Origin of the sequence: Pannus brasiliensis CCIBt3594 (assembly GCF_036688125.1) — a bacterium.
Classification (GTDB): domain Bacteria; phylum Cyanobacteriota; class Cyanobacteriia; order Cyanobacteriales; family Microcystaceae; genus Pannus; species Pannus brasiliensis.
In genome coordinates, this window is sequence record NZ_JBAFSM010000032.1 from 37,908 (window position 1) to 60,176 (window position 22,269).

The window sequence follows — 22,269 nt, forward strand, 5'->3', positions numbered from 1 at the left end:
CCATCTCGCTAGAGACAGGATAGAAAAAGCTACACGAGTGTTTTTCCGTGTAGCCCGAACATCCTAAACGCCTACCGTTTTACTGACCGGTTATATCTTCTAGAGCGCCTTTAACCTCCTCGATAATCGAGGTTCCTTGGGCGTTTTCCGGGTTTTTCATCTTGTCCGCGTCCGCGGTTCCCTGTAGTTCGTTCAAGCCACCGCGACCGGTTCTTTCTTGAATCTCTCGGAGAGACATGGGGGGATTGTAGACCGTTTCATCGGTCTTGGCTTGAATCTCGTTCAGGTTCGCTTCTCCCTCGTAGGGACTGCTTCTGACATTTTCTCTGGCGCTCGCCGGGAACGCTTGGGAGAAGAGTAATAAGCCACTCACGAAAACCACGAGAAGAACGCGGATCGCTCGATCGAACCAACGGGTTAACATACTAAATACCTCCGAATACAAGTTTTAAAGATTTTTATTTATCGGGATTCAAGGTGTCGGTAATCGCCCGGATAACGCCCTGGCTTTTCCCTTGCTTCTCATCCATCGCACTTTGAATCCGTCCGACCTCTAGACGCTCGCGACCGTGAAGGGAATTCGCGTCGGCGCTGTTATCGGTTCTCGCGGACATTCCGGGGGGTGTTTTTTCGGCTGTATTCCCCGATTTCGCCATCGAATTCTCCTCGCGATAAACGCGTTTCGCCTCTCGATCGGCTTCCCCCGCGCGACCGTAACTACCGCCTCGGTTGATATTGTGAGAATCGCTGAGAGAAACCGCGTTCGCGTCGGGAATTTCGCTCCCGATCCAACCGAAGGTAAGAACGAGTAAACAACCGGCGATCGTTAATAATTTACGGCTATTGTTCCAAAGTTTTTTCAAGGTTATTTTTGGGGTCATTCGATACTCTCTCCCTTGCTTTATGGATATTTTTACCTTGAGTTTGGTTATAGTCGAATCGATCTAGAGTAGGAGATTTTGGGGGGTGAATCGTCTCTCCCTTTTTTCTAGAGACTGATTTTAAATCAAGCCCGATCCCCGTCCTCGATCGTCTCGTTCCATCGTGAGTTTTCCCGTCTCGTCGTTATCTTCGATATCGTGTAACTCCTCCACTCGATCGAGTCTTCTTTGTTCCTCGATCTCCCGCGCGTCTCCGGGAGTTTCGTAGTACATTTCGGGTTCGACGGCGTAATTATTTAATAACCCCTCTCGATCGACCGTATAGCCTGCCGTGGTGTCGATCTGCCCCTCGCCTTCCGGTTCGGGAAGGTGTTTATAATCCTCTCCCTCTCTTTCGTGACGCGCGGCGGTTTCCGCGGGGATGATCCCCCGATCGTAGTTTTCCATCGCCACTCTTTCTTTAGAATCGGTCATAATCGATTTGTCCCTCGATAAATTCAATCGTTACTTTCAATTTAGTATCAAAAACAACTCTTCGCCTCTACCTAGGGATATTGTTTTCTCCCGCTCGCCAACAAAAAAAATCAGCCGATCCGGCTGACTTTTCGTTTCAGGATAGTTCGTTTTTAACCGATAGGAAAAGCTCTCGCTAGATTAATAATCCCGTTGTTTGTCTTCTTTGAGTTCATCTTTCACGTCTTCGGCGGCGTGACGAACACTAGCCTCTCCTTGCTTGGCTTTACCTTTCGCTTGTTCGCCCACGTCTCCCGTTATTTTTCCGCCCAACTCTTGCGCTTTTCCTTCAATATTCTTGGCGGTCGCTTTGGCTCTTTCTTCTAGACTCATAACACCCTCTTTATCTCTAACGATCTATCAATACATTTAAACTAGCATTCTTTTTCCACCTCCCTCATCTATGCGAGGATAGATTCGATTTCTATATCTCGCGACATAGACAGATCTCTTTCCAAGATCTACCCCATCCATTATTTCTCCAGCTAGATGGAGCGTCAAAAGATTCTCTGCTATAAAAGAAGAACTAAAAATGTTCAATCCGTCTTTATTATGGCCAGCCCTATTGAATTTACCTTATTCGCTCCTTATAACGAAAAAGCTTCTTTGGTCGGTAGCTTTTCTGATTGGAAAGAGATTCCGATGGAAAAAGACGATCGGGGAAATTTTCGAGTCACCGTAGACTTAGAAGACGGCACCTATGCTTACAAATTCCGAGTTCAATCTAAATCTTGGTTTTTCGAGCCGGATCAATGGGTAGATCTTACCGATCCCTACGCGACCGATGTAGATGGAAAACACGAGGAAGAGAATTCGATCGTCCGAATTAAGGACGGGGAGAAAATTGTCGATGATTATGTCTGGATGCACGACGATAAACCCTTACCGTCCGATCGAGAGTTAGTAATTTACGAGATGCACGTCGCCGACTTTTCCGGGGGAGAGGACGATAAAAATCCCCGCGGCAAATACAAACACGTTATCGAGAAGCTAGATTACCTCTGCGAGTTGGGCATCAACGCGATCGAACTCCTGCCGGTGAAAGAGTATCCCGGTGATTACAGTTGGGGTTACAATCCCCGTCATTTCTTCGCGACCGAAACTAGCTACGGTAAGACGAATGAATTAAAACACCTGATCGATGAATGCCACGCGCGGGGCATCCGGGTAATTATCGACGGGGTGTACAATCATTCGGAAGCCGGCGCGCCCTTAACGCGGATCGATCACGATTATTGGTACCATCATTCTCCCCGCGATCCGGATAATAATTGGGGGCCCGAATTTAATTACGAGCATTATGACGAGAATCTAGAGACTTATCCGGCGCGGAAATTTATCGGCGATACGGTACGATTCTGGATTCAGGAATACCATATCGACGGGATTCGCTACGATGCGGCGCGCCAGATCGCGAATTACGATTTTATGGGCTGGATCGTCGAGGAAACCAAGAAAACGGCGGGAAACAAACCTTTTTACAATATCGCCGAGCATATTCCGGAAACGCCCGCGATCACCAATCTCGACGGCCCGATGGATGCCTGTTGGCACGAGAGTTTCTATCATACCGTTCTGGAACATATCTCGGGGGAAACGTTCGATCCCGAGCGTTTAAAAGATGCTCTCGACGGTAAGCGTCAGGGATTTCACGCGGCGACGAATATCGTCAATTATCTAACCAATCACGATCATAATCACGTGATGACGGAATTGGGCGATCGGGGGATTTTCGACGGGGACGCGTTCCGTCGTCGTAAACTCGGCGCGGTGATGGTGATGACCGCGGTGGGAATCCCCATGCTCTGGATGGGCGAGGAATTCGGCGAATATAAACGTAAAACGCCGGACGAGTCTAAACTTGACTGGACTCTGCTCGCCGGTGAACTCAATCGCGGTTTATTCGAGTATTACAAGGGATTGATCCGCCTGCGGAAATCGAGTCACGCGCTCTACACGAGTAATCTCGAGTTTTTCCACGAGAATCCGGATAGCAAGGTGATCGCTTATATCCGGTGGAATGACGAGGGTTCGCGAGTGGTGGTGGTGGCGAATTTCTCGGACGCGTATCTCGCGGGTTACACGGTTCCCGATTTCCCCGAGGACGGTACGTGGCACGAGTGGACGGGAAATTACGACGTGGAGGTCAATGGAGGCGAATTAGTGACAGATTTAGGCGCGTACGAGGCGAAAGTGTTCGTCGGCTAGAAAATCCAGATTCCGGGTGTCGCGTCCATCCGGGATCTTTTTTCAACGAGAAAGACGGAAGTGAGGGTTAGTCCTCTCGATCGATTCATCGCTCGCGATTGAAAAACTCGTAAATCAGCAAGATAACAAGAATAGCCGCTTTTTTGTCCAAATTTTACTAGGATCGCCCGGTATTATCCTGCCTCCTGACTCCTGACTCCCCCGAATTAGCGTTCTCTGGCGATCGATCCCCGCAAACGACGGCGGATCGCTCTCAAGTAAATATTAATCGGGAATTGATAATATTCCAAGATTAACCACAATAAACAGAATAAATGGGCGAGAAAAGTTAATATAGACCAGAATAAAGGCAACCAGGAGAGAGGACTACCGGCTACCGGGGGAAACAGATAGGCCGCCACCGAAACGATCGAGGTCGGCAAAAGTACGAACAAAATTCCCGCGAACAGATATCCCCGGCCCATTTCCGCGTTTTCCGCTCGCGCTCCCTTCCAGTCGCGACCGTTCCAATACCAGCTTAAAGCCAATTGACTATCCGCCATCTTCAACACCTGTTGTTCGAGGTTGGCGGTAAAAATATGCTGGCAGAAATTACACGCGAAAGCTTCCATCAACGGTAATGTCGCGATCTCTCCGTGCCGACACACGGGACAGGGATACACGTCTTGATAGTTGAGAGCGGTTTTATCGGTCATAGCGCGCGCTGTAGGGTGTGGGGACTCAGGCGATATCCGGGGGGATCGATCGAAGTTTCCGGAGTTGTTTCTGAATGGTAGCTTGTAAATCCGATCGGGGGATCTCCCGTCCCCGGTCGCGATCGCGGGGGTTGTCGAGAAAAATAATACTGTCTACTCGGTCGAGAGCGAGTAATTGAAAGAGAAGATGGGTAACGGGGATTTCTAAAGTCGGTAGGGGGTCGGGCGCGGGAGTTTGCCAGTCGATCGCCGCCTTTTTCGTGGCGAAGGCGTAAATCACGGTTTTTTCTCGGGTCGGATCGTCCGCGCGCGCGAGGGTCGTCAGTAACCAATCCCCGCGGGAACTTTGCAGGAGATGATATTGCCGGTGCTTGAGGGTGCGGGCGAAAGCGAGCAGAACCGGGTTAACCGCTTGACGCATCACTTCGGGGGACAGGCCGTTCTCGGCCGCTGACCGGCCGAGAATTCGCAATTGCGCTTCTAGTTGCATGGAGCGATCGACGAGGGAACACGCTTCAATTCTAGCGGGAAGAACGGGAACTCAGGCGCTCCGGGCCGGGAGACGGATACGGAAAACACTCCCTTTGTCGATTTCCGAGGTAACGGAGATCGAACCCTGGTGCGCGTCGATAATGCGACGGGACAGATAGAGTCCTAAACCGCTGGTCGAGCGACGGTGTTTTCCGTGACGGAAACGCTCGAATAATTGCGGGAGTTCGTCCTCGGGAATGCCCGAACCGGTATCCTCGATGTCGATCGTGATCATGGGATCGCTATCGGTGGCCGGTTGACAATTCACCCGCACGTAACCGAAATCGGTAAACTTGATCGCGTTCCCGATCAGGTTCGTAAAGACCCGGCGTAATTCCAAGCGATCGCCGACCACTTGTAAGCGTCCCGTTTCCGATCCGTTCAGACTTAACTCGATGCCTTTATCTTCCGCGAGGGGAGCGAGTTCCTGTCGCACTTCCTCGATAATTTCCCACAGATTGACACCGCTAAACGTTAAGGTTTTCTCTCCCGACTCGTGACAGTAAACCTCTAAAAGATTATTGACCATTTCTAACAGGTTCTGATTACTGCGGATAATGACGTGAATCGCCTTGTTCATGTCCTGGGGAATCTCGCCGTACAGTCCTTCCTGAAATAGTCCCAGCATTCGATTGGCCGCCACTAAAGGAGTTCGTAAATCGTGGGTCATTCTCGATACGAAATCCTCTCTCTGTCGGGCCAATTCCTCTTTCTGCGCGTTGGCGATCTCCACTTCTCTCTGCGATTGATAGACCCGCAGGGCATCTTGAAGGGCTTTCGTGAGACGCAGGGGATCGACGTGAGATTTACTTAAATAATCGGAAGCGCCGGCCCGCATTAGATTGACGGCGATCTGTTCGTCTCCCTGACCGGTCAAGACGATTAAAGGGATTTTTACCCCGTGTTCGCGGATTTCTCGAACTAAAGCCAAACCGTCTTTATCGGGCAAGCGGTAATCGATAAAGGCGCAATCGAAATCCTTCTCTAGGAGGAGATCGATCGCCTCCCGATAATTTTCCGCTTCCGAGATATCTATCTTCACTCCGGCCGTTTTCAAGGCGCGGCGAACCGCCATGCGGTCTACTTCATCATCATCGACGATCAGAATTTTTAATCTTTCTTGCATGGTAAATTAGGGCATCTCGCACAATGTCCAGTATTTATTTAAAGTCGCCATTGTCTCGACAAAATTGCTGAAAGTAACGGGCTTGAGAATATAGCCCGATATATTCAGTTGATAGGCTTCCATCCGATCTTGATCTTGGTTCGATGTCGTCAAAATGACCACGGGAATCGTCTTGAGATGGCTATCGGCACGAATTTCCTGTAAAAATTCGAGTCCTCCCATTTTCGGCATATTCAAATCCAAGAGAATCAGAAGTTGATGGGCGGATAGTTCGGGGGGAGAGCCATCAACCCCTCGTAATAAGGTAAGGGCTTCCAATCCGTTAGAAGCGACATGAAGCGGGTTAAGGATGTTATTTTTCCGAAACGCTCGCTTAACATTCATGACATCAACTTCATCATCCTCTACTAACAAGATGTTAATAATTTTTTCCTCCATTTCGCCTTAGCAGATAGGTGTTATCTCTAGATAACCGAGGAATCGATCCCGATCGAGAGTGGATACCCCGCGACGATCCGGTTGTTCCCCCGGTCTAAAAACGGAGAAAGTTTTCCTCATTATCCCCGTAGATACACTCGAACTATCCGCCGATTTTCTCGCGCTCACCGATCGATTGAATTTACGGTGCGGATTTCCGATAGAATTCGGAGAATCTCGGCGTGGATCGAGCCGATCTACCCACCTTCTATCATAAAGGATAGGTTCGAGGATATCTTTCAACCGTCGGTTACAAGTTTATTCAACAATAGTGCATATCTTAGGGTAGATGTAAAAAAAATCAAAGTCCGCGTGTATTCTAAATGGCTTGTTTCGCGGGAGCGATCGGACGGCGCGCCGCGACCGGATTACTAGATCGGAGTTTTTCGGGTTTGGTTCCCGGTTATCCGCTATTGGAGGGTAACTAAGTCGCGGACATTCCCGAAACGGTTTTCGGCCAGGTAAAATAAAAGGTCGCTCCCTCTCCTTCGCGGGAGTCCACCCAGATTTTCCCCCCCTCTAGTTCGACGATTTTTTTGGCGAGGGAAAGACCGATTCCGGTACTTTCTTTGACATCGCGGGGGAGAAGGGTTTGAAAGATGGCGAAAATTTTTTCGTGAAAGGCCGCGGAGATGCCCGGCCCGTCATCGCTCACCGAGAAAAGATAGAATCGCTCCCGTTCCACCGCGGCGATCCGAACGTGGCCGTCGCTCCGATCGTGATGTTTGATCGCGTTGTCGATCAGGTGTAGGAAAACCTGTTCGAGCGGGATTTTCTTGGTTTGACCGATCGGCATGGGGGGAACGATCGTCACGGTAAAGGTTTCGGGAACGTTGAGGAAACCGACGATCTCCCGGAGCGATCGCTCCACGTCCATCATCTCGATCTCGGTGGGGGTTTTTCCCAGCCGCGAATAGTCCAACAGCCCGTTAATTAACGCTTCCAGACGATTCACCCGTCCCCGGAGGAGATCCATCTGACGGCGATTTTCCGCGGGCAGTCGATCGCCGAGATCTTCCTCGATCCACTCCGAGAGGGAGGCGATCGCCCGCAGGGGGGCCTTGAGATCGTGGGAAACGACGTAGGCGAATTTATCGAGTTCCTGATTCTGTTTTTCGAGCGCGATATTGACCGCGGTGAGGGTGGTACTCAGTCGGGTTAACTCTCGCGCGCGCTCTTCTAGTTTATTTCTGGCCGCTTCCGTCTCGGAAATGTCGCGAACGATGGCGATCGACAGGCGATCGAGGCGGATATCGCTCAGGGAGATCTCGATCGGGAAGGCTTTTCCCGATTTATGGTAGCCGACGGTCTGCCAGGCCCGATCGAGGTGTAACAGGTACTCGCCGAGATAGCAGATCTGTTCTTCCCGCTCTTTTCCCGATAGAACCGGCTCGGTTAGCAATTTCGCCAGATTCTCGCCGATCGCTTCCGACGGTTTGTAGCCGAACATTCTCGCGGCCGCGCGGTTAAAGGTCTCGATCCGGCCGGCCCGATCGAGGGTGACGACCCCATCGACGACGTTGGTGGTGATCGCGTCGATCAGGGTGGTACTCTCCGATAGCTGTTTCTCCCGTTCCTGAAGTTCCCGATTGAGTTGATTGAAGAGATACACCGCTCCCAGGTAGGCGATCGCACTCACCCAGGCCGTCAACCATTGTAGGGAGGTGATGATCTCCTGTACCGTCCGGGAATGCCGTTGTCGGATTTCCAGTACATCCCGCTCGCTCGCTTGAAGTTCGGCGATCGAGCGACGGATACTATCCATCCGCTCTTTTCCCCGATCGAGGAGTTGGTGGTTTCTCGCGTCGATGGCGTTTTCCTCGATCGCCCGCAGTCTCGATCGGAGAATCGCGATCTCTCCCTCGATTTTCCGTTTTATTAGCTCGATTTCCCGTGTTTGTCCCTCGTTTCCCCGGACCGATTCTTCCAGACGGGCGAGCGCGTCCGGTAAAGTCCCGATCGCCTGATAATAGGGTTCGAGAAAGTTTTTTTTTCGCGTCAGATCGTAGCCGCGGATTCCCGTTTCCGCGTCGATCAGGGTTTTCAGCAGTTGTTCGCTCTGCATGAGAACTTTTTCGGAGCGATCGATTCTCGCTCGCGCCTCGAATTTCGCCTGTAGGGACCAGACCCACGCTCCCAACGTTCCCGCCAGACAGAACGCGGGTATGGCGATCACGATCGCCCCGCGATACTGTACGGGCAATCTCGACCATCGGCTATTCCATTTCCAGAACGATAGGGACGTAGACATGACTCCGAAAGCGGGAGAGGATCGTTCATTGTACCCGCCCGTCGCTCGAACGGGAAATTCTCGATCGGGATAATTACGCTAGAAAAGTGAATCGGTCGAAAAGAGCTAATAGATGGCGAAAAAGCCGTCTATCCTCTCTAGGGTGGGCAGATCGATCGGGTTTTCAGCGTCTCCTATTTTCCATACTCGATCGCTCACTAGGGGCGGTTTCATGGCATACTAGATAGGCACGGGCAATTAGCACAGGGGTAGCGCACTTCCTTCACACGGAAGGGGTCACAGGTTCAAATCCTGTATTGCCCATCCTCAAAAGCATATATAGTAAGGGTTTCGGAGTTTCGTTCACGGAATCGACCTCTTCTATGCTCGCCTAAAAGTTGCCTAAAGAAATTTTAGTCAAGTCTTAGGACAAGCCTTGATACAGCATCTCATAAGGATTCACCCCAATGGGTCTATCCGTGGCATGAACGGCGATACAGACTCGATCCCTCGCCACGTCGCCGCGGCGAGAGCCGAAAAATCGATCGAGCGGTAGGTTTATTCCGTCCCCTCGCTAATCCTCGATCGCCAGAAACATCCGTTGCCGGTGGACGTGAAGTAATTGAATGTCCCGTCCCGAGACTTTTTCCAACAGATACACCAGATGATCCGGCTGTAACAGCGTCCCGTCGTTGCGGCAACTACCCACGTACCGCAGGACAAACCGGTTATCCGACTCAGATCCCTCTAGATTCAACTCGTATAACTGTTCGCGGAGATTAATCGTCACCTTTTTCCCCGATTTCGTGGTTTTCTCGTACTCCATCACCTCGGAAGCGTTAATCGCCTCGATCCAGGATTCCCACTCCCCGATCGCTCTCTCCCCCTCCGTCGTTACCGTGAGAAAATACTCCGCCTTCTCCAGTAATCGCGTGGCCGAGTTCGCGTTCACCGGGATCTCGCGAACGTCGTAAATCGGCAGATCCGCGGGGAATTGTGCCGTTAAACGGCTTCTAAACTCCTCCACGTCCATCGATCGAGTTAATTCAAAATCGACGATCTCGCCGCTACTCGTCGCCCCCAAGGATAACGCGTTGGCGATCGAGATCCGCGGCCCCGGATGGAATCCCCCGGTAAAGGAAATCGGAAGCGCCGCGCGACGGACGATCCGATCGAACAACCGCACCAGATCCAGATGGCTCACTAACGCCATTTCCCCCCGTTTCCCGAACCACACGCGAATCCGTCGCGCTCGCTCCTGATCCGGTTGAAAATGCCCCTCGAACGCGGGGATCGGCGGCGCGGGAATCACCACGTTATGCCCGAAATCGACGCTACAGACCCCGCAATGGGAACAACCTTCAAAAGAGCAATCTGGAACCGTGGCCGCCTCTAACGCCCGTTTTAAGTCGGTTTTCAACCATTCTTTATCGATACCGGTATTCAGGTGATCCCACGGTAGGGGTCGATCGAGAATATCCGTTTCCGTTCCCTCGAAAACGTTCCACTCGCCGTTCTCGATCTGCCGGTACTTCCACGATAAACCGGTTTCCTCGATCGCTTTCGACCAGGCTTGAAACGCCGTCTCCGTATTGTCCCACCACGCGTCCATCCCCGCGCCGGACTCCCACGCGCGACGGACGACAAGGGACAGGGATCGATCGCCGCGACCGATAAAATCCTCCATCGCCGAGATCCGCGTGTCGGTATAATTGACCTTCACCCCCCGCATACCGCGGAACTCCGCTTTCAATAACTCCTGTTTCCGGGTAAATTCCGCCGTCGATACGGAATGCCACTGGAACGGGGTGTGCGGTTTCGGGGTGAAATTGGAGATCGTCAGGGTAAAGTCTAGCGGTTTGCGTTTCGGTAGACGGCACTCGCGACGCAACCAGCGCACCGTTTCCGCGATACCGATCACGTCCACGTCCGTTTCCCCCGGCAGACCGATCATAAAGTACAGTTTGACCTTATCCCAGCCCTGCTCGACGGCGGTTTTAATGCCCCGCAATAATTCCTCGTTGGTTAATCCTTTATTAATCACGTCCCGGAGACGCTGGGTTCCCGCTTCCGGCGCGAAGGTTAACCCGGATTGACGGTTTCCCCCGATGATATTGGCGATATTTTCATCGAAGCGATCGACCCGTTGACTCGGCAGGGAGAGGGAGATATTTTCGTTCTTGAGGCGATTTTTAATCTCCATACCCACCGAGGGCAACGCGAGATAATCGGAGCAACTGAGAGAGAGTAAAGAAAATTCGTTATATCCGGTCGCCCGCATCCCCTTTTCAATAGATTCGATCACCGTTTCCGGTTCCACGTCCCGCGCCGGACGCGTTAACATCCCCGGTTGACAGAAACGACACCCTCTGGTACAGCCGCGGCGAATCTCCATCACCAAGCGATCGTGAACGGTTTCCACGTAGGGAACCAGGCCGATCGAGTACGCTGGAATGGGAGTCGCCACCCGTCGGAGAATCTGTTCGGGGACATCGGGACGATTCGGGGCGATCGAACCATCGGCGCGGGGACTATAAAAGCGCGGCACGTATACCCCCGGAATTTGCGCCAGATCGAGCAATAACGCCTCTTTCTCTAACCCGGCGACCTTTCCCTCTTCCAAAACCAAACCGATTTCCGGCAATAATTCCTCGCCGTCCCCGAGCGCGATAAAGTCGAAAAAGTCCGCGTAGGGTTCCGGGTTCGAGGTGGCGGTCTGTCCCCCCGCGAAAATTAACGGGTATTCCCCCGACTCTCTTTCTTGCCATGTGAGAGGGATACCCGCTAGATCGAGCATTTCTAAAATATTGGTGGCTCCTAGCTCGTAACCGAGACTAAAGCCCAAAATATCGAACTCCCTCAGAGCGCGACGCGACTCTAAGGCGAATAAAGGGGTTTCGGTTTCTCGTAATTTAGCGGCCAGATCGGGAGCGGGTAGGTAAGTTCGATCGCACAGTTGACGGGGTTGGGCGTTGAGAATGTTATAGAGAAGGATATGCCCCAGATTCGAGGCCCCTACCTCGTAAACTTCGGGATAGGTCAAAACCCAACGCGCGATCGCGCTTTCCCAATCTTTATGTTTAGCCCCCATCTCGTTTCCTAGATAACGAGCGGGTCGAAAAATTTCGGGAGTGAGAAGTCGATCTAGAGCGATAGTCACGTTCGATACCTCCGTTGGCGATCCGGCACCCGCGATGTCTCGGTGCTGTTCTACTATATCGAAGTATCGATCGATCCGGGTCTAGGCGGCAAGGCTCGGCTGTAAGGAGGCTTCAAATTCCTCGCGATCGCGGTAAATCGAGAGAACTCGATCGAGTTGGGTTAACTCGAAGATAATTTTGACCGAGGGGGGAATCGAGCAGATATTAAACGATTTACCTAGATTTCCCGCGAGACGGAAAGCGGTCACGAGAACCATCAAGCCGGCGCTATCGAGAAACTCTACCGCGCTCATATCCACTAGAAAGATCGAGTGTTCGCCTTTATTTACGAGTTCGGTTAACTGTTCTTGAAAATCCAGGGAGTTCGCGGCGGTAATATAACCGGCAGGCTCGAACAGGGCTAAACGCGAATCTAACATTCTATGTCTCATGGATGGCTCCTCTACACTTTAATCAGAATTTTTTAAGGGGAAAATCAATGTAGGATATTATGTCCCGGACTTTCGGTTTTGTAACTCCCTCCCGAGAATCTTTTTTCTACCCGACAGGATTAAGCTTTTCTTAAGGTTTTCCAGCTAAAAGCGACGCTGGATTCGGGGTAAGCTTTAGTACGAAGGTCGAAGATCCGATGGCTACAGGGTTCGGGAGAGACAAGACGGGATATCGGAAACAGAGGAGGCGGTTGCTTAACACAACGTTACCATAGCATTTTAGCCGTCCGCGAACCAAAAACCGTAAAGTAGGATACGAAAACTAATTTAGCGAAAAATTAATTTTTGTCAAGGGGTTTAAGAAAATATCGTGGAAACCCAGCCCACTATCCGTCATTTTGTCGAAAAAGCCCTATACTATCGAGCGCTTACCCCGGAGATCGAGAACGGGATCAACGAGGCGCTGACTCGCATGGGCTACGTTTCCGACGTGGATTACGAGGCTCTGGAATTGTTAATGAGCGAGATGGACGAGGGGAGAATCAGTCTGGTTCCCCGTCGTTCCCGTTAGAGAGGGGATGGGGGGATAGGGGGATAGGGAAGTCCTAGAAATCTTGGATTGTATAGCGAAAAGTAAGAACTCTCGATCTCCGTCATTTCCCCATCTCCCTCACCTTCTGTCAACCACCTCCCGCCGCTTTTTCTGAAAAGAAATATTACAAAAGTTTAAAACCGCGTTAAAATCACCCGTAGTGATGACCCGCGTGTTTTTTTGTAGCGATCGAAATATTAAAGACTATGATCAACGGCTTACCAACGGCAGATAAGGCGCGAACCTTTGTCCCTTCCGACTTTCAAGACCCGCTCGACTCGACCGACGCGTTCGTTACCCGTCATCTCGGGCCCGACGGGAAGGACATCGAGCGAATGCTGAAAGTAACGGGATTTTCTAGTGTGGAGGAGTTGATCGATCGGACCGTTCCCGCGAGTATCCGATTAGGGAAAAGCCTCGATCTGCCGGCCGCCCGGAGCGAACACGCCGCCCTCGCCCAATTAAAGTCGATCGCCTCCAAAAACCAAGTATTCCGCTCGTTTATCGGCACCGGCTACCACGACTGCATCACGCCCCCGGTCATTCTCCGCAACATTCTCGAAAATCCGGGCTGGTATACCGCCTACACCCCCTATCAAGCCGAAATCGCCCAGGGACGGCTAGAAGCTTTACTCAACTATCAAACTTTAATCACCGGCTTAACTGGTCTGGAAATCGCCAACGCCTCCCTCCTCGATGAAGGAACCGCGGCCGCGGAAGCGATGGGCATGAGCTACGGCCTCTGCAAGACGAAAGCCAACGCCTTCTTTATTTCTAACGCCTGTCATCCCCAGACGATCGAGGTGGTGAAAACCCGCGCCATCCCCCTAGGGATAGAGATTATTCTCGGCGATCACCGTCTCTTTGACTTCCAAACCCCCATCTTCGGCGCGTTACTGCAATATCCCGCCACCGACGGCGCGATTTACGACTATCGGGAATTTATCGCCAAAGCCCACGAGGCCGGCGCGCTCGTCACCGTGGCCGCCGATATTTTAAGCCTCGCCCTATTGACTCCCCCCGGCGAATTCGGGGCGGATATCGCCGTCGGTAGTACCCAGCGTTTCGGGGTGCCGATGGGATACGGCGGCCCCCACGCCGCGTATTTCGCCACCAAGGACGCGTATAAACGCAGTATCCCCGGTCGTATCGTCGGCGTATCGAAAGACTCCTCCGGGAAACCCGCGCTCCGTCTCGCGCTACAGACGAGAGAACAACACATCCGCCGGGATAAAGCCACCAGTAATATCTGTACCGCTCAAGTCCTCCTCGCCGTCATCGCGTCCATGTACGCCGTCTATCACGGGCCGGAAGGCATTCAAAAAATCGCCCGCCGGGTGCAGAAATTAACGGCGATTCTAGCCGAGGGATTGAAAAAACTCGGATTCGAGGTGAGCGGGGAACCCCGTTTCGATACCGTGAAAGTTACGGTCAAAACCGGCGTGAAAGGTATTCTCGAAGCGGCGCGTCAGCGGAAAATCAACCTCCGCTATCTCGATGAAAATAGCGTGGCGATTAGTTTCGACGAGACGACCACCCTACGGGACGCGATCGATCTCTGGCAGATTTTCGCCGGAACCGATGAACTTCCCTTCTCCGTGACGGAATTGCTCGAAAACACGCCGATCGAGTTACCGGAAACCCTAACGCGGACAACTTCCTACCTTACCGAACCCGTTTTCAACCGCTATCACTCGGAAACGGAATTACTGCGCTACCTGCATAAACTAGAGAGTAAAGATCTCGCGCTGAACACCTCGATGATCCCGCTCGGTTCCTGCACGATGAAACTGAACGCGACCGCCGAGATGATCCCCGTCACCTGGCCCGAATTCGGCAAACTGCATCCCTTCGCGCCCGTCGCTCAAGCGGAAGGCTATCAGATGCTCTTCCAACAGCTAGAAAACTGGCTGGCGGAAATCACCGGATTCGACGGCGTTTCCCTACAGCCGAACGCGGGTTCGCAAGGGGAATACGCGGGGTTACAGGTGATCCGCAAATATCACGAGAACCGTGGCGAAAGTCACCGGAATATCTGTTTGATTCCCGAATCCGCCCACGGAACCAATCCCGCCAGCGCGGTCATGTGCGGGATGAAAGTGGTCGCCGTGAACTGTGATAAAGAGGGAAATATCGATATCGCCGATTTAACCGCCAAAGCCGAACAATATAAGGATAATCTCGCCGCTTTGATGGTGACGTATCCCTCGACACACGGCGTATTCGAGGAAGGTATCCGCGAAATCTGCGATCTGATCCACGAGAAAGGCGGACAGGTGTATATGGACGGCGCGAACATGAACGCGCAGGTGGGTTTATGCCGTCCCGCGGATTTCGGGGCCGATGTCTGTCATTTGAACTTACATAAAACCTTCTGTATCCCCCACGGGGGAGGCGGCCCGGGCATGGGGCCGATCGGCGTGAAAGCGCATCTCGTGCCGTTTTTGCCGGATGTTACCCTGGTGACGCGTCAGTTAGCGCCGGAAACGGGGAACGGGAAGAAAAGTGATTCGATCGGGGCAATTTCGGCGGCTCCTTGGGGAAGTGCCAGTATTCTGGTGATTTCCTGGATGTATATCGCCATGATGGGCGCGGAAGGCTTGACGGAAGCGACGAAAGTGGCGATTTTGAACGCGAACTATATCGCCTCGCGTCTGGAACCCTATTATCCGGTGCTTTTTAAAGGAAGCGCGGGAACCGTCGCCCACGAGTGCGTTATCGATCTGCGTCCCCTGAAAAAACGGGCCGCGATCGAGGTGGAGGACGTGGCGAAACGCTTGATGGATTTCGGGTTCCACGCGCCGACGGTTTCCTGGCCGGTCGCGGGGACGATGATGGTCGAACCGACGGAAAGCGAGTCTCTAGAAGAGTTAGACCGTTTCTGCGAGGCGATGATCGCGATCTACAAGGAAGCGGAGGCGATCGAACAGGGTACGATCGATCCGCGGAACAATCCCTTGAAAAACGCCCCCCACACCGCGGAAACGCTTCTCTGTAGCGAGTGGGATCGTCCCTACTCCCGCGAGACGGCGGCCTATCCCGCGCCGTGGCTGAAAGAGTTCAAATTCTGGCCGGTGGTGGGACGTATCGATAACGCTTACGGGGACAGAAATCTCGTTTGTTCCTGCGAGGGTATGGACGCGTATCGATAAAATGGGATTGACCTGATTTTTACTCGATCGAACCCTTCGCCATGACAGTTACCCCCGTTTCCCCCGATTTTAATCCCCTCGTCCGTCTCGTCAACGGACTTCTCTCGATCAAGCCCCTATTCGACATCGCGCGCTATCGGGCGCGGAAGATGATGATCGATCGGGCCGAGAGATTGGGGGTTCCCTGGCGGGAAACGGTGAAACAGCTTGAAAAACTGGATTGGACGGAGGAATTACGGGCGGTAGAAGCTCGCGATCTGGTGTATCCCGATTATTACGTCTGTTCCTTCCACGCTTACGAGAAAGGAAATCTCGACTGGCTACCGGCTTTCGAGGTCGAGTCCGCCGCCTACGCGGTTCACTCGACCATCTGGCCGGGCGCGGGACGCGATGGCGATCCCCGTCTACGGCGAGAGTTTCATAAAGTTTTAAAAGAACAGATCCCCGCGAATTTTACCGATATTGTCGATCTTGGCTGTAGCGTGGGCATGAGTAGCCGCGCGCTACAGGAAGCGTACCCGGACGCGAAGATTACGGGGGTAGACCTCTCGCCCTACTATCTGGCGGTCGCGAACTACCGGGGACGGGAAAAGGGCGATAAAATCACCTGGAAACACGCGGCGGCGGAAAATACGGGATTAGCGGCGGGATCGTTCGATCTGGTGTCGTCGTTCTTGATGTTTCACGAACTGCCGCAGAAAGCGTCGCGGGAAATTTTCGCGGAAGCCCGGCGTTTACTGCGATCGAACGGGGTTTTCGCGATGATGGATATGAACCCCCGATCGGAAATCTATCGGAAAATGCCCCCGTACATCCTCACCCTGCTCAAGAGTACGGAACCCTATCTCGACGAGTATTTCACGCTAGACATCGAGACGGCGCTAATCGAGGCCGGTTTCGAGTCGCCGACGATCACCCCGATCAGTCCCCGTCACCGGGCGATCGTGGCGCGGGTTCGCTAATGTCGCGGTAGGGATGGCGCACCCTGAATTATGTCACTCACTCGGCGATGGGTTAAACTCGATCGATGAAGGATTCTCACCAACTCGGGGAAAGCCAGGGGGCTGATAGTCGAGAAATACCGATTTCCAAGCTAATTCGGGAAGAATGGAAACGGGCGATCGCTCTAGCCGCGCCTTTCTTTATCATCGCCCTAGTATTTTCCCTACATCGGTACTTGACTTTTTACACGTCTTATGATCAGGGCATTTTCAATCAAATTCTCTGGAACGCGTTAGGGGGAAAACCGTTTCAAAGTTCCCTCTCTTCGGTGCTGTCGGGCGCGGTCGTTCACGACGGGCAAATTCCCACGGTTTTCTATCACCGTTTGGGACAGCATTTCGACCCGATTTTACTGCTGTGGCTCCCTTTCTACGCGCTCGCCCCATCGGCCGCGACCCTAGTGGTACTGCACGTCACGGTGATCACCGCGGGGGGGTTGGTGCTATATTTATTAGCCCGTCAATATTTACGGCCGGCGATCGCCCTGATGTTTCTCGCGGGTTACTACGGAGCGAACGCCGTTATCGGGCCGACTTTTTCTAATTTCCACGATTTATTTCAAATTCCGCTATTTTTATTCACATTACTATTGGCGATCGAGCGGCGCTGGTGGTGGGTGGTGGCGGTAATGTCCCTCTTTATCCTGTTGGTGCGACAGGACGCGGGGATCGTTTTATTCGGGGTGGGGGTGTATCTAATCGCCAGTCGTCGCTATCCGAAAATCGGGATCGCGATCTGTTTCGCCGCTTTCGGTTACGTGATTCTGGCCACGAACGTGTTCATGCCGATGTTTTCTCGGGATATTTCCCAACGTTTTATGATCGAGCGTTTCGGCCAGTTCGCCAGCGGGGAGGAAGCTTCGACGCTGGAAATTTTGGGAAACATTCTCGGCAATCCGGGGAAGTTATTCGTTCAGTTATTTTTCACCGAAACTCTGACCAAAATCGGTTATTTATTAATACAAGCTTTACCGCTCCTGCTCGTTCCCCTAATCGCTCCCTGGTCTTGGACGATCGCCGGTTTTCCCTTACTGCAACTCTTTTTACAACAGGGGGACACTCCCCTTTCCATCCATATCCGTTACGCGATCACGGTGGTTCCGGGCTTTTTCTACGGCGCGATCTTGTGGTGGTCGAACCGTCAACAACTTTTTCGTCCCCGACTTCGGAAATTCTGGATCGGGTGTATTATTCTCTCGATTATTATCGCGGTTCTCCACAATCCCCATCGGGTCTTTTATTTCGCGCTACCGGACTCTTACCGGCCGTGGGTTCATGTGTCTTTAAACCGACAGTGGGAACATAGCGGCCATCTTCGATCGATCATCCAACAAGTACCGCCGTCTGCCAGTGTCTCCGCGACAACCTATATCGTTCCCCACGTTTCCAGCCGTCGGCAAGCTTTGCGGATGCCGTTCCTTCAGGTGCGGGACGATCGGGGGGAAGTGGTAGACGTGGAGTATATTCTGGCGGATCTATGGCATTTACACGAGTACGCGCCGGCTTTTAAATCCGATCGAGAGCTTTTGCAAAAATTCATCGAACTGATCGATCGAGTCGTCGCGGAACAACGATACGGAATTCAATCGATCGAGGATGGGGTGGTTTTGCTGAAAAAAGGACTATCCACCCCGCCCGATCGCCTGGAGGATTGGAACCAAATCAAGCGAAAATTTACTCTATAATTGACTAGGCTTTTAAAAGCTCAACAGTTTACGAGGTTTTCATGAAGATTGTCTTCCGCTCTGGTTGGTCGCGAACTCTCTCGATCGCCGCTCTTCTATCGCTCGCTATCGCCCCGAACGCTCTCGCCCACCACGCGCTGGGGGGACGAACCCCGAATAATTTCTTAGAAGGATTTATCTCCGGATTAGCGCACCCGATCATCGGGTTCGATCACTTCGCGTTTGTCGTGGCGAGTGGTTTGCTCGCGGTGGGATTGGAACAGGGATTATCGATCCCGATCGCTTTCGTCGTCGCCACACTCATCGGTACGGGCATTCATTTACAATCGATTAACCTGATTTTCCCCGAGGCGATCGTCGCGGTTTCCGTGATCGTTTTCGGGATTCTGTTAACCCTGAAATCGAGATTTTCCGGTAACTCTCACCTCTACACGATCGCCCTCGCAACTCTCGCCATGATCGCGGGCGTTTTTCACGGCTACGCTTACGGGGAATCGATCGTCGGCGCGCGCGCGGTGACGTTAGGCGCGTATTTACTGGGATTCACGACGATTCAACTGGCGATCGCCATCGGCGCTTTCCAGATCGGAAATCTCATCAAAGAAAAAGTATCCCTGATGAAAGGATTAGGACTGGGGATCGTGGCGATCGGCGGTGCCTTCCTGATCGGGCTTAAATAGTCGGAAAGTATCGTCGCGATTAGATTTTCGTTCGTTCCGAATATACGCTACCGCGTCGATATCTTTCCGGGGTTCGCGATCTTTTCCCGATCGATGTAAAGCTTGGCTAGGTAGTGGATTCTTGGCGATCGACCCCGCCGATAGACGGACAGAGATGGGCCAACTGACAGGAAGCGCAATCGGGATTTCTGGCTTTACAGACGGCGCGACCGTGATAGATGAGGCTAATCGAGAGATTTTCCCAATCGGGCTGGGGAAATAACGCCATCAGATCCCGCTCGATCTTGACGGGATCGGAATTTTTCGTTAAACCGAGGCGGTTACTGAGACGCTTGACGTGGGTATCCACCGTCACCCCTTGAATAATGCCGAACGCGTGAGCGAGTACCACGTTCGCGGTTTTTCGGGCGACTCCGGGTAAGGTTAGTAAATCCTCCATCCGTCGGGGGACTTCGCCGTTAAACTCGCTAACGATCCGCTGACACGCGCCCTGGATATTTTTGGCTTTATTCCGGTAAAAACCGGTCGATCGAATCAGATTTTCTAACTCCTCTCGATCGGCGCTCGCGAGGGATTCCGCGTCGGGAAAGCGATCGAACAGCGCGGGAGTCACCTTATTCACCCGTTCGTCGGTACACTGGGCCGATAAAATGGTCGCGACCAGTAGCTGAACGGGAGTGGAATAGTTCAAACTACAGGTCGCGTCCGGGTAAAGCCGTTTCAGGCCGATGAGGATCTCGATCGCGCGTTGTTTTTCGGAAGTCTTTTTTCGCGTGGCAATCACTGGAACAGATCTTGAAATACCGCCAGATTGACTGTATCACGAACGATCAGGAAAACGCCCAAACCCAGTAACAAAACGAGACCGGTTTGCATGATCCCCTCTTGGAGTTTGTTCGGTAACGGTTTACCGATTAACGCCTCGATCAGTAAAAAGACCAATTGACCGCCATCGAGAGCCGGGAGAGGCAGAATATTGATGATCGCGAGGTTAACGCTAATCAAAGCGGCGAATTGAAACAGATTTCCCGCGTCAGAGCGAGCGATCGCCGCCCCGTACTCGACAATTTTCACCGGCCCGGCGACCTGTTCGGCATTTTCTCGAAAATTGCTGATTAACTGCCAGAAACCTTTCACCGTTAACTCGGTTAAGCGTTGAAACTCTTCCGCGCCGAGAACGAAAGCATTGAAGAAACCGCTCGCCCGGACACGGGTTTCCTCGCCGTTGGGCGCGAGTTTCACGCCGATTTTCCCCTTACCATCGGCGGCGCGTTCCGGGGTTAAATCTACGTTTAGGGTTTCCTCGCCGTGTTTAACCGTTAAATGCAGGGTTTTTTCGGGCGAGGCTTGGATTTTCTCCCGCAGGTCGAGAATGGCGTTTTGGGAGGCTCCGAGGGGTTTATCATCGATCGCCAGGACGATATCTCCCCCCTGAATACCCGCGCGCGCCGCGACGGACTCCCCGGCGCTGAAAACCTCGGGAATCAGCACCCCGTCTTGATAGTGAATCTGCGGGAAGCCGATCGTGGCGGCCTGGGTGACGAGCAGGAAATAGGCGAAGATTAAATTGGCGATAACTCCCGCGCTAATGACGATCGCCCGATCGAGTACGGGACGATTCCGCAGTAAGTCGGGATCGTTGGCGGGAATATCACTGTCGGGATCGTCGTCGGGAAAACCCACGTATCCCCCCAACGGGATGGCGCGCACCGCGTACTCGGTTTCCGTCCCCTGATATTTCGCTAACGCGGGGCCGAAACCGATCGAGAAACGGTTAACGTGGATAGACTGAAATCGGGCGGCGGCAAAATGGCCGAGTTCGTGAACGACGATTAATAAAGCGAGAACGGCGATCGCGGCGAGAACTGACATGATTAAGTTAGGTGAGGGTAAATAACGGTAACGATGGGAGGAGGGCCGGGTTTCGTTGTCAAGATAACGTTTCCCGCGAATCTGTCGGCTAAACCCGCCCCGACAGCCCGTACAGGAGTCAGGAGCGTTATGAAGTTTCCAGCATTCTATAATTGAATTCTGTCTCCCTAGTATATTCAGGATCGCTTTTCGTTTATTGTAAGCGATCCCATCGAACGGAACCGAAAAATCCGCGTTTAGGGCTAGTTATCTCTCTCTCGCGAGAAGTAACCTACCCGATCGAGACAGGGAACGAGGGAGACGAGGAAAACTTTTCTCGCTTTTTTACCCTACACCCTAGACCCTACCTCCCGCCTCTCACGATCGATCCTGATTATTGTCAAAATTTTTATCTAATGATTATTGCCGGAGACAGAAGCGGGGTCGGGAAAACGACGATCGCCCTCGCCATAGTAGCCTATTTACTCGATCGGGGCGATCGGGTGCAATCGTTTAAAGTGGGGCCGGATTATATCGATCCGATGTTCCACACCCGCTTTACCGGTCGTCCCTGTCGGAATCTCGATCCGATTTTAACCTCCGAGGACTACGTGAAAGGCTGTTTCGCCCGTCACGCGCGGGGGGTCGCTCGATGTGTGATCGAGGGAGTGATGGGACTTTTCGACGGGATTCCGCGTTCCGGGTTAACCGATTACGCCAGTACCGCCCATATCGCCCGAATTTTACAGCTTCCCGTCCTTTTAGTCATCGATTGTAGTCGTTTATCCACCTCCGTCGCCGCCATCGCCCGTGGCTATCAGAGTCTCGATCCGTCGATTACTATCGCCGGGGTAATCCTCAATCGGGTGGCGAGCGATCGACACCTACAGTTACTAGAAACCGCTCTAGAATCGATTAATATGCCCGTTTTAGGGGTTTTGCGGAGACAGGACGAGTTAACCATTCCCGATCGCCATCTCGGTCTAATTCCCACCGATGAACTCCCCGATCTCGATCGACTCCGCGATCGTTTAATCACCCTCGCGCGCGATAGT

Annotated in this window: 20 protein-coding genes and 1 tRNA gene; 8 read left to right on the plus strand and 13 right to left on the minus strand. The window is 52.6% G+C overall.

Annotated features, from left to right (window positions below):
- Window positions 1–79: 79 nt before the first annotated feature.
- The 4 genes from V0288_RS15995 to V0288_RS16010 all read right to left on the minus strand — a co-directional run bounded on the left by V0288_RS15995 (window position 80) and on the right by V0288_RS16010 (window position 1,727).
- Window positions 80–424 carry a low temperature-induced protein gene (locus V0288_RS15995; RefSeq protein WP_332866137.1) on the minus strand — a complete coding sequence of 115 codons (345 nt, stop codon included), beginning with the start codon at window positions 422–424 and terminating at the stop codon, window positions 80–82.
- Window positions 425–458: 34 nt separating this feature from the next.
- Entirely contained in the window at window positions 459–881 is a 423-nt protein-coding gene (locus V0288_RS16000; protein ID WP_332866138.1) for a hypothetical protein, read from the minus strand.
- A gap of 120 nt (window positions 882–1,001) precedes the next feature.
- Window positions 1,002–1,355: a hypothetical protein gene (locus tag V0288_RS16005; protein WP_332866139.1), complete on the minus strand. Its 354-nt coding sequence runs from the start codon at window positions 1,353–1,355 to the stop codon at window positions 1,002–1,004.
- A gap of 180 nt (window positions 1,356–1,535) precedes the next feature.
- Entirely contained in the window at window positions 1,536–1,727 is a 192-nt protein-coding gene (locus V0288_RS16010) for a CsbD family protein (protein ID WP_332866140.1), read from the minus strand.
- Between the two features lie 219 nt (window positions 1,728–1,946).
- Between V0288_RS16010 and V0288_RS16015 the strand changes: the two genes are divergently transcribed.
- Complete coding sequence (locus V0288_RS16015) at window positions 1,947–3,602, plus strand: alpha-amylase family glycosyl hydrolase (protein ID WP_332866141.1); 1,656 nt, start codon at window positions 1,947–1,949, stop codon at window positions 3,600–3,602.
- Window positions 3,603–3,808: 206 nt separating this feature from the next.
- Here the strand turns inward: V0288_RS16015 and V0288_RS16020 are convergent, their stop codons facing one another.
- The 5 genes from V0288_RS16020 to V0288_RS16040 all read right to left on the minus strand — a co-directional run bounded on the left by V0288_RS16020 (window position 3,809) and on the right by V0288_RS16040 (window position 8,682).
- The gene (locus tag V0288_RS16020; RefSeq protein ID WP_332866142.1) at window positions 3,809–4,297 is read right to left on the minus strand and encodes a hypothetical protein; all 489 of its coding nucleotides are present in this window, start codon (window positions 4,295–4,297) and stop codon (window positions 3,809–3,811) included.
- Between the two features lie 25 nt (window positions 4,298–4,322).
- Window positions 4,323–4,787, minus strand: a complete 465-nt coding sequence (locus tag V0288_RS16025; RefSeq protein ID WP_332866143.1) for a hypothetical protein — start codon at window positions 4,785–4,787, stop codon at window positions 4,323–4,325.
- Window positions 4,788–4,838: 51 nt separating this feature from the next.
- The gene (locus tag V0288_RS16030; protein ID WP_332866144.1) at window positions 4,839–5,954 is read right to left on the minus strand and encodes a hybrid sensor histidine kinase/response regulator; all 1,116 of its coding nucleotides are present in this window, start codon (window positions 5,952–5,954) and stop codon (window positions 4,839–4,841) included.
- A gap of 6 nt (window positions 5,955–5,960) precedes the next feature.
- Window positions 5,961–6,392: a response regulator gene (locus V0288_RS16035; RefSeq protein ID WP_332866145.1), complete on the minus strand. Its 432-nt coding sequence runs from the start codon at window positions 6,390–6,392 to the stop codon at window positions 5,961–5,963.
- Between the two features lie 463 nt (window positions 6,393–6,855).
- Window positions 6,856–8,682 carry a sensor histidine kinase gene (locus tag V0288_RS16040; protein WP_332866146.1) on the minus strand — a complete coding sequence of 609 codons (1,827 nt, stop codon included), beginning with the start codon at window positions 8,680–8,682 and terminating at the stop codon, window positions 6,856–6,858.
- A gap of 231 nt (window positions 8,683–8,913) precedes the next feature.
- Here V0288_RS16040 and V0288_RS16045 point away from each other — a divergent pair.
- A tRNA-Val gene (locus tag V0288_RS16045) sits at window positions 8,914–8,985 on the plus strand.
- 250 nt (window positions 8,986–9,235) lie between these two features.
- On the opposite strand, the gene V0288_RS16050 is transcribed toward V0288_RS16045, so the two are convergent.
- Both V0288_RS16050 and V0288_RS16055 read right to left on the minus strand, forming a co-directional pair.
- Window positions 9,236–11,821 (minus strand): TIGR03960 family B12-binding radical SAM protein, encoded by a 2,586-nt coding sequence (locus tag V0288_RS16050; protein ID WP_332866147.1) that lies wholly within the window; start codon window positions 11,819–11,821, stop codon window positions 9,236–9,238.
- Between the two features lie 81 nt (window positions 11,822–11,902).
- A complete protein-coding gene (locus V0288_RS16055; protein ID WP_332866148.1) occupies window positions 11,903–12,241 on the minus strand; it encodes an STAS domain-containing protein in 339 nt (112 codons plus the stop codon).
- A 382-nt stretch (window positions 12,242–12,623) separates the two neighbouring features.
- On the opposite strand from V0288_RS16055, the gene V0288_RS16060 reads away from it, so the two are divergent.
- The 5 genes from V0288_RS16060 to V0288_RS16080 all read left to right on the plus strand — a co-directional run bounded on the left by V0288_RS16060 (window position 12,624) and on the right by V0288_RS16080 (window position 19,363).
- Complete coding sequence (locus V0288_RS16060) at window positions 12,624–12,824, plus strand: dermokine domain-containing protein (protein WP_332866149.1); 201 nt, start codon at window positions 12,624–12,626, stop codon at window positions 12,822–12,824.
- Window positions 12,825–13,051: 227 nt separating this feature from the next.
- Window positions 13,052–15,997, plus strand: coding sequence for an aminomethyl-transferring glycine dehydrogenase (gcvP, locus tag V0288_RS16065; RefSeq protein ID WP_332866150.1), 2,946 nt, complete (start codon window positions 13,052–13,054; stop codon window positions 15,995–15,997).
- A gap of 41 nt (window positions 15,998–16,038) precedes the next feature.
- The gene (locus V0288_RS16070) at window positions 16,039–16,959 is read left to right on the plus strand and encodes a class I SAM-dependent methyltransferase (protein WP_332866151.1); all 921 of its coding nucleotides are present in this window, start codon (window positions 16,039–16,041) and stop codon (window positions 16,957–16,959) included.
- Window positions 16,960–17,024: 65 nt separating this feature from the next.
- Window positions 17,025–18,683 (plus strand): DUF2079 domain-containing protein, encoded by a 1,659-nt coding sequence (locus tag V0288_RS16075; RefSeq protein ID WP_332866152.1) that lies wholly within the window; start codon window positions 17,025–17,027, stop codon window positions 18,681–18,683.
- 41 nt (window positions 18,684–18,724) lie between these two features.
- Window positions 18,725–19,363, plus strand: a complete 639-nt coding sequence (locus V0288_RS16080; protein ID WP_332866153.1) for a HupE/UreJ family protein — start codon at window positions 18,725–18,727, stop codon at window positions 19,361–19,363.
- A gap of 106 nt (window positions 19,364–19,469) precedes the next feature.
- On the opposite strand, the gene nth is transcribed toward V0288_RS16080, so the two are convergent.
- Together nth and rseP are read right to left on the minus strand one after the other, a co-directional pair.
- Window positions 19,470–20,144 carry an endonuclease III gene (gene nth / locus V0288_RS16085; RefSeq protein WP_422661995.1) on the minus strand — a complete coding sequence of 225 codons (675 nt, stop codon included), beginning with the start codon at window positions 20,142–20,144 and terminating at the stop codon, window positions 19,470–19,472.
- Window positions 20,144–21,235 carry an RIP metalloprotease RseP gene (gene rseP / locus V0288_RS16090; RefSeq protein ID WP_332866155.1) on the minus strand — a complete coding sequence of 364 codons (1,092 nt, stop codon included), beginning with the start codon at window positions 21,233–21,235 and terminating at the stop codon, window positions 20,144–20,146. Before rseP ends, nth begins: the two co-directional genes overlap by 1 nt.
- A gap of 395 nt (window positions 21,236–21,630) precedes the next feature.
- On the opposite strand from rseP, the gene V0288_RS16095 reads away from it, so the two are divergent.
- On the plus strand, window positions 21,631–22,269 hold a 639-nt coding region (locus V0288_RS16095; protein WP_332866156.1), incomplete at its 3' end, for a cobyrinic acid a,c-diamide synthase CobB.

Coding starts and splice junctions, on each gene's coding strand:
- V0288_RS16030 (WP_332866144.1), bottom strand. CDS start 5,954: ATGCAAGAAAGATTAAAAATTCTGATCGTCGATGATGATGAAGTAGAC.
- V0288_RS16040 (WP_332866146.1), bottom strand. CDS start 8,682: ATGTCTACGTCCCTATCGTTCTGGAAATGGAATAGCCGATGGTCGAGA.
- V0288_RS16010 (WP_332866140.1), bottom strand. CDS start 1,727: ATGAGTCTAGAAGAAAGAGCCAAAGCGACCGCCAAGAATATTGAAGGA.
- V0288_RS16080 (WP_332866153.1), top strand. CDS start 18,725: ATGAAGATTGTCTTCCGCTCTGGTTGGTCGCGAACTCTCTCGATCGCC.
- V0288_RS15995 (WP_332866137.1), bottom strand. CDS start 424: ATGTTAACCCGTTGGTTCGATCGAGCGATCCGCGTTCTTCTCGTGGTT.
- V0288_RS16075 (WP_332866152.1), top strand. CDS start 17,025: ATGAAGGATTCTCACCAACTCGGGGAAAGCCAGGGGGCTGATAGTCGA.
- V0288_RS16025 (WP_332866143.1), bottom strand. CDS start 4,787: ATGCAACTAGAAGCGCAATTGCGAATTCTCGGCCGGTCAGCGGCCGAG.
- V0288_RS16000 (WP_332866138.1), bottom strand. CDS start 881: ATGACCCCAAAAATAACCTTGAAAAAACTTTGGAACAATAGCCGTAAA.
- V0288_RS16020 (WP_332866142.1), bottom strand. CDS start 4,297: ATGACCGATAAAACCGCTCTCAACTATCAAGACGTGTATCCCTGTCCC.
- V0288_RS16005 (WP_332866139.1), bottom strand. CDS start 1,355: ATGACCGATTCTAAAGAAAGAGTGGCGATGGAAAACTACGATCGGGGG.
- V0288_RS16035 (WP_332866145.1), bottom strand. CDS start 6,392: ATGGAGGAAAAAATTATTAACATCTTGTTAGTAGAGGATGATGAAGTT.
- V0288_RS16015 (WP_332866141.1), top strand. CDS start 1,947: ATGGCCAGCCCTATTGAATTTACCTTATTCGCTCCTTATAACGAAAAA.
- V0288_RS16070 (WP_332866151.1), top strand. CDS start 16,039: ATGACAGTTACCCCCGTTTCCCCCGATTTTAATCCCCTCGTCCGTCTC.
- gcvP (WP_332866150.1), top strand. CDS start 13,052: ATGATCAACGGCTTACCAACGGCAGATAAGGCGCGAACCTTTGTCCCT.
- V0288_RS16055 (WP_332866148.1), bottom strand. CDS start 12,241: ATGTTAGATTCGCGTTTAGCCCTGTTCGAGCCTGCCGGTTATATTACC.
- rseP (WP_332866155.1), bottom strand. CDS start 21,235: ATGTCAGTTCTCGCCGCGATCGCCGTTCTCGCTTTATTAATCGTCGTT.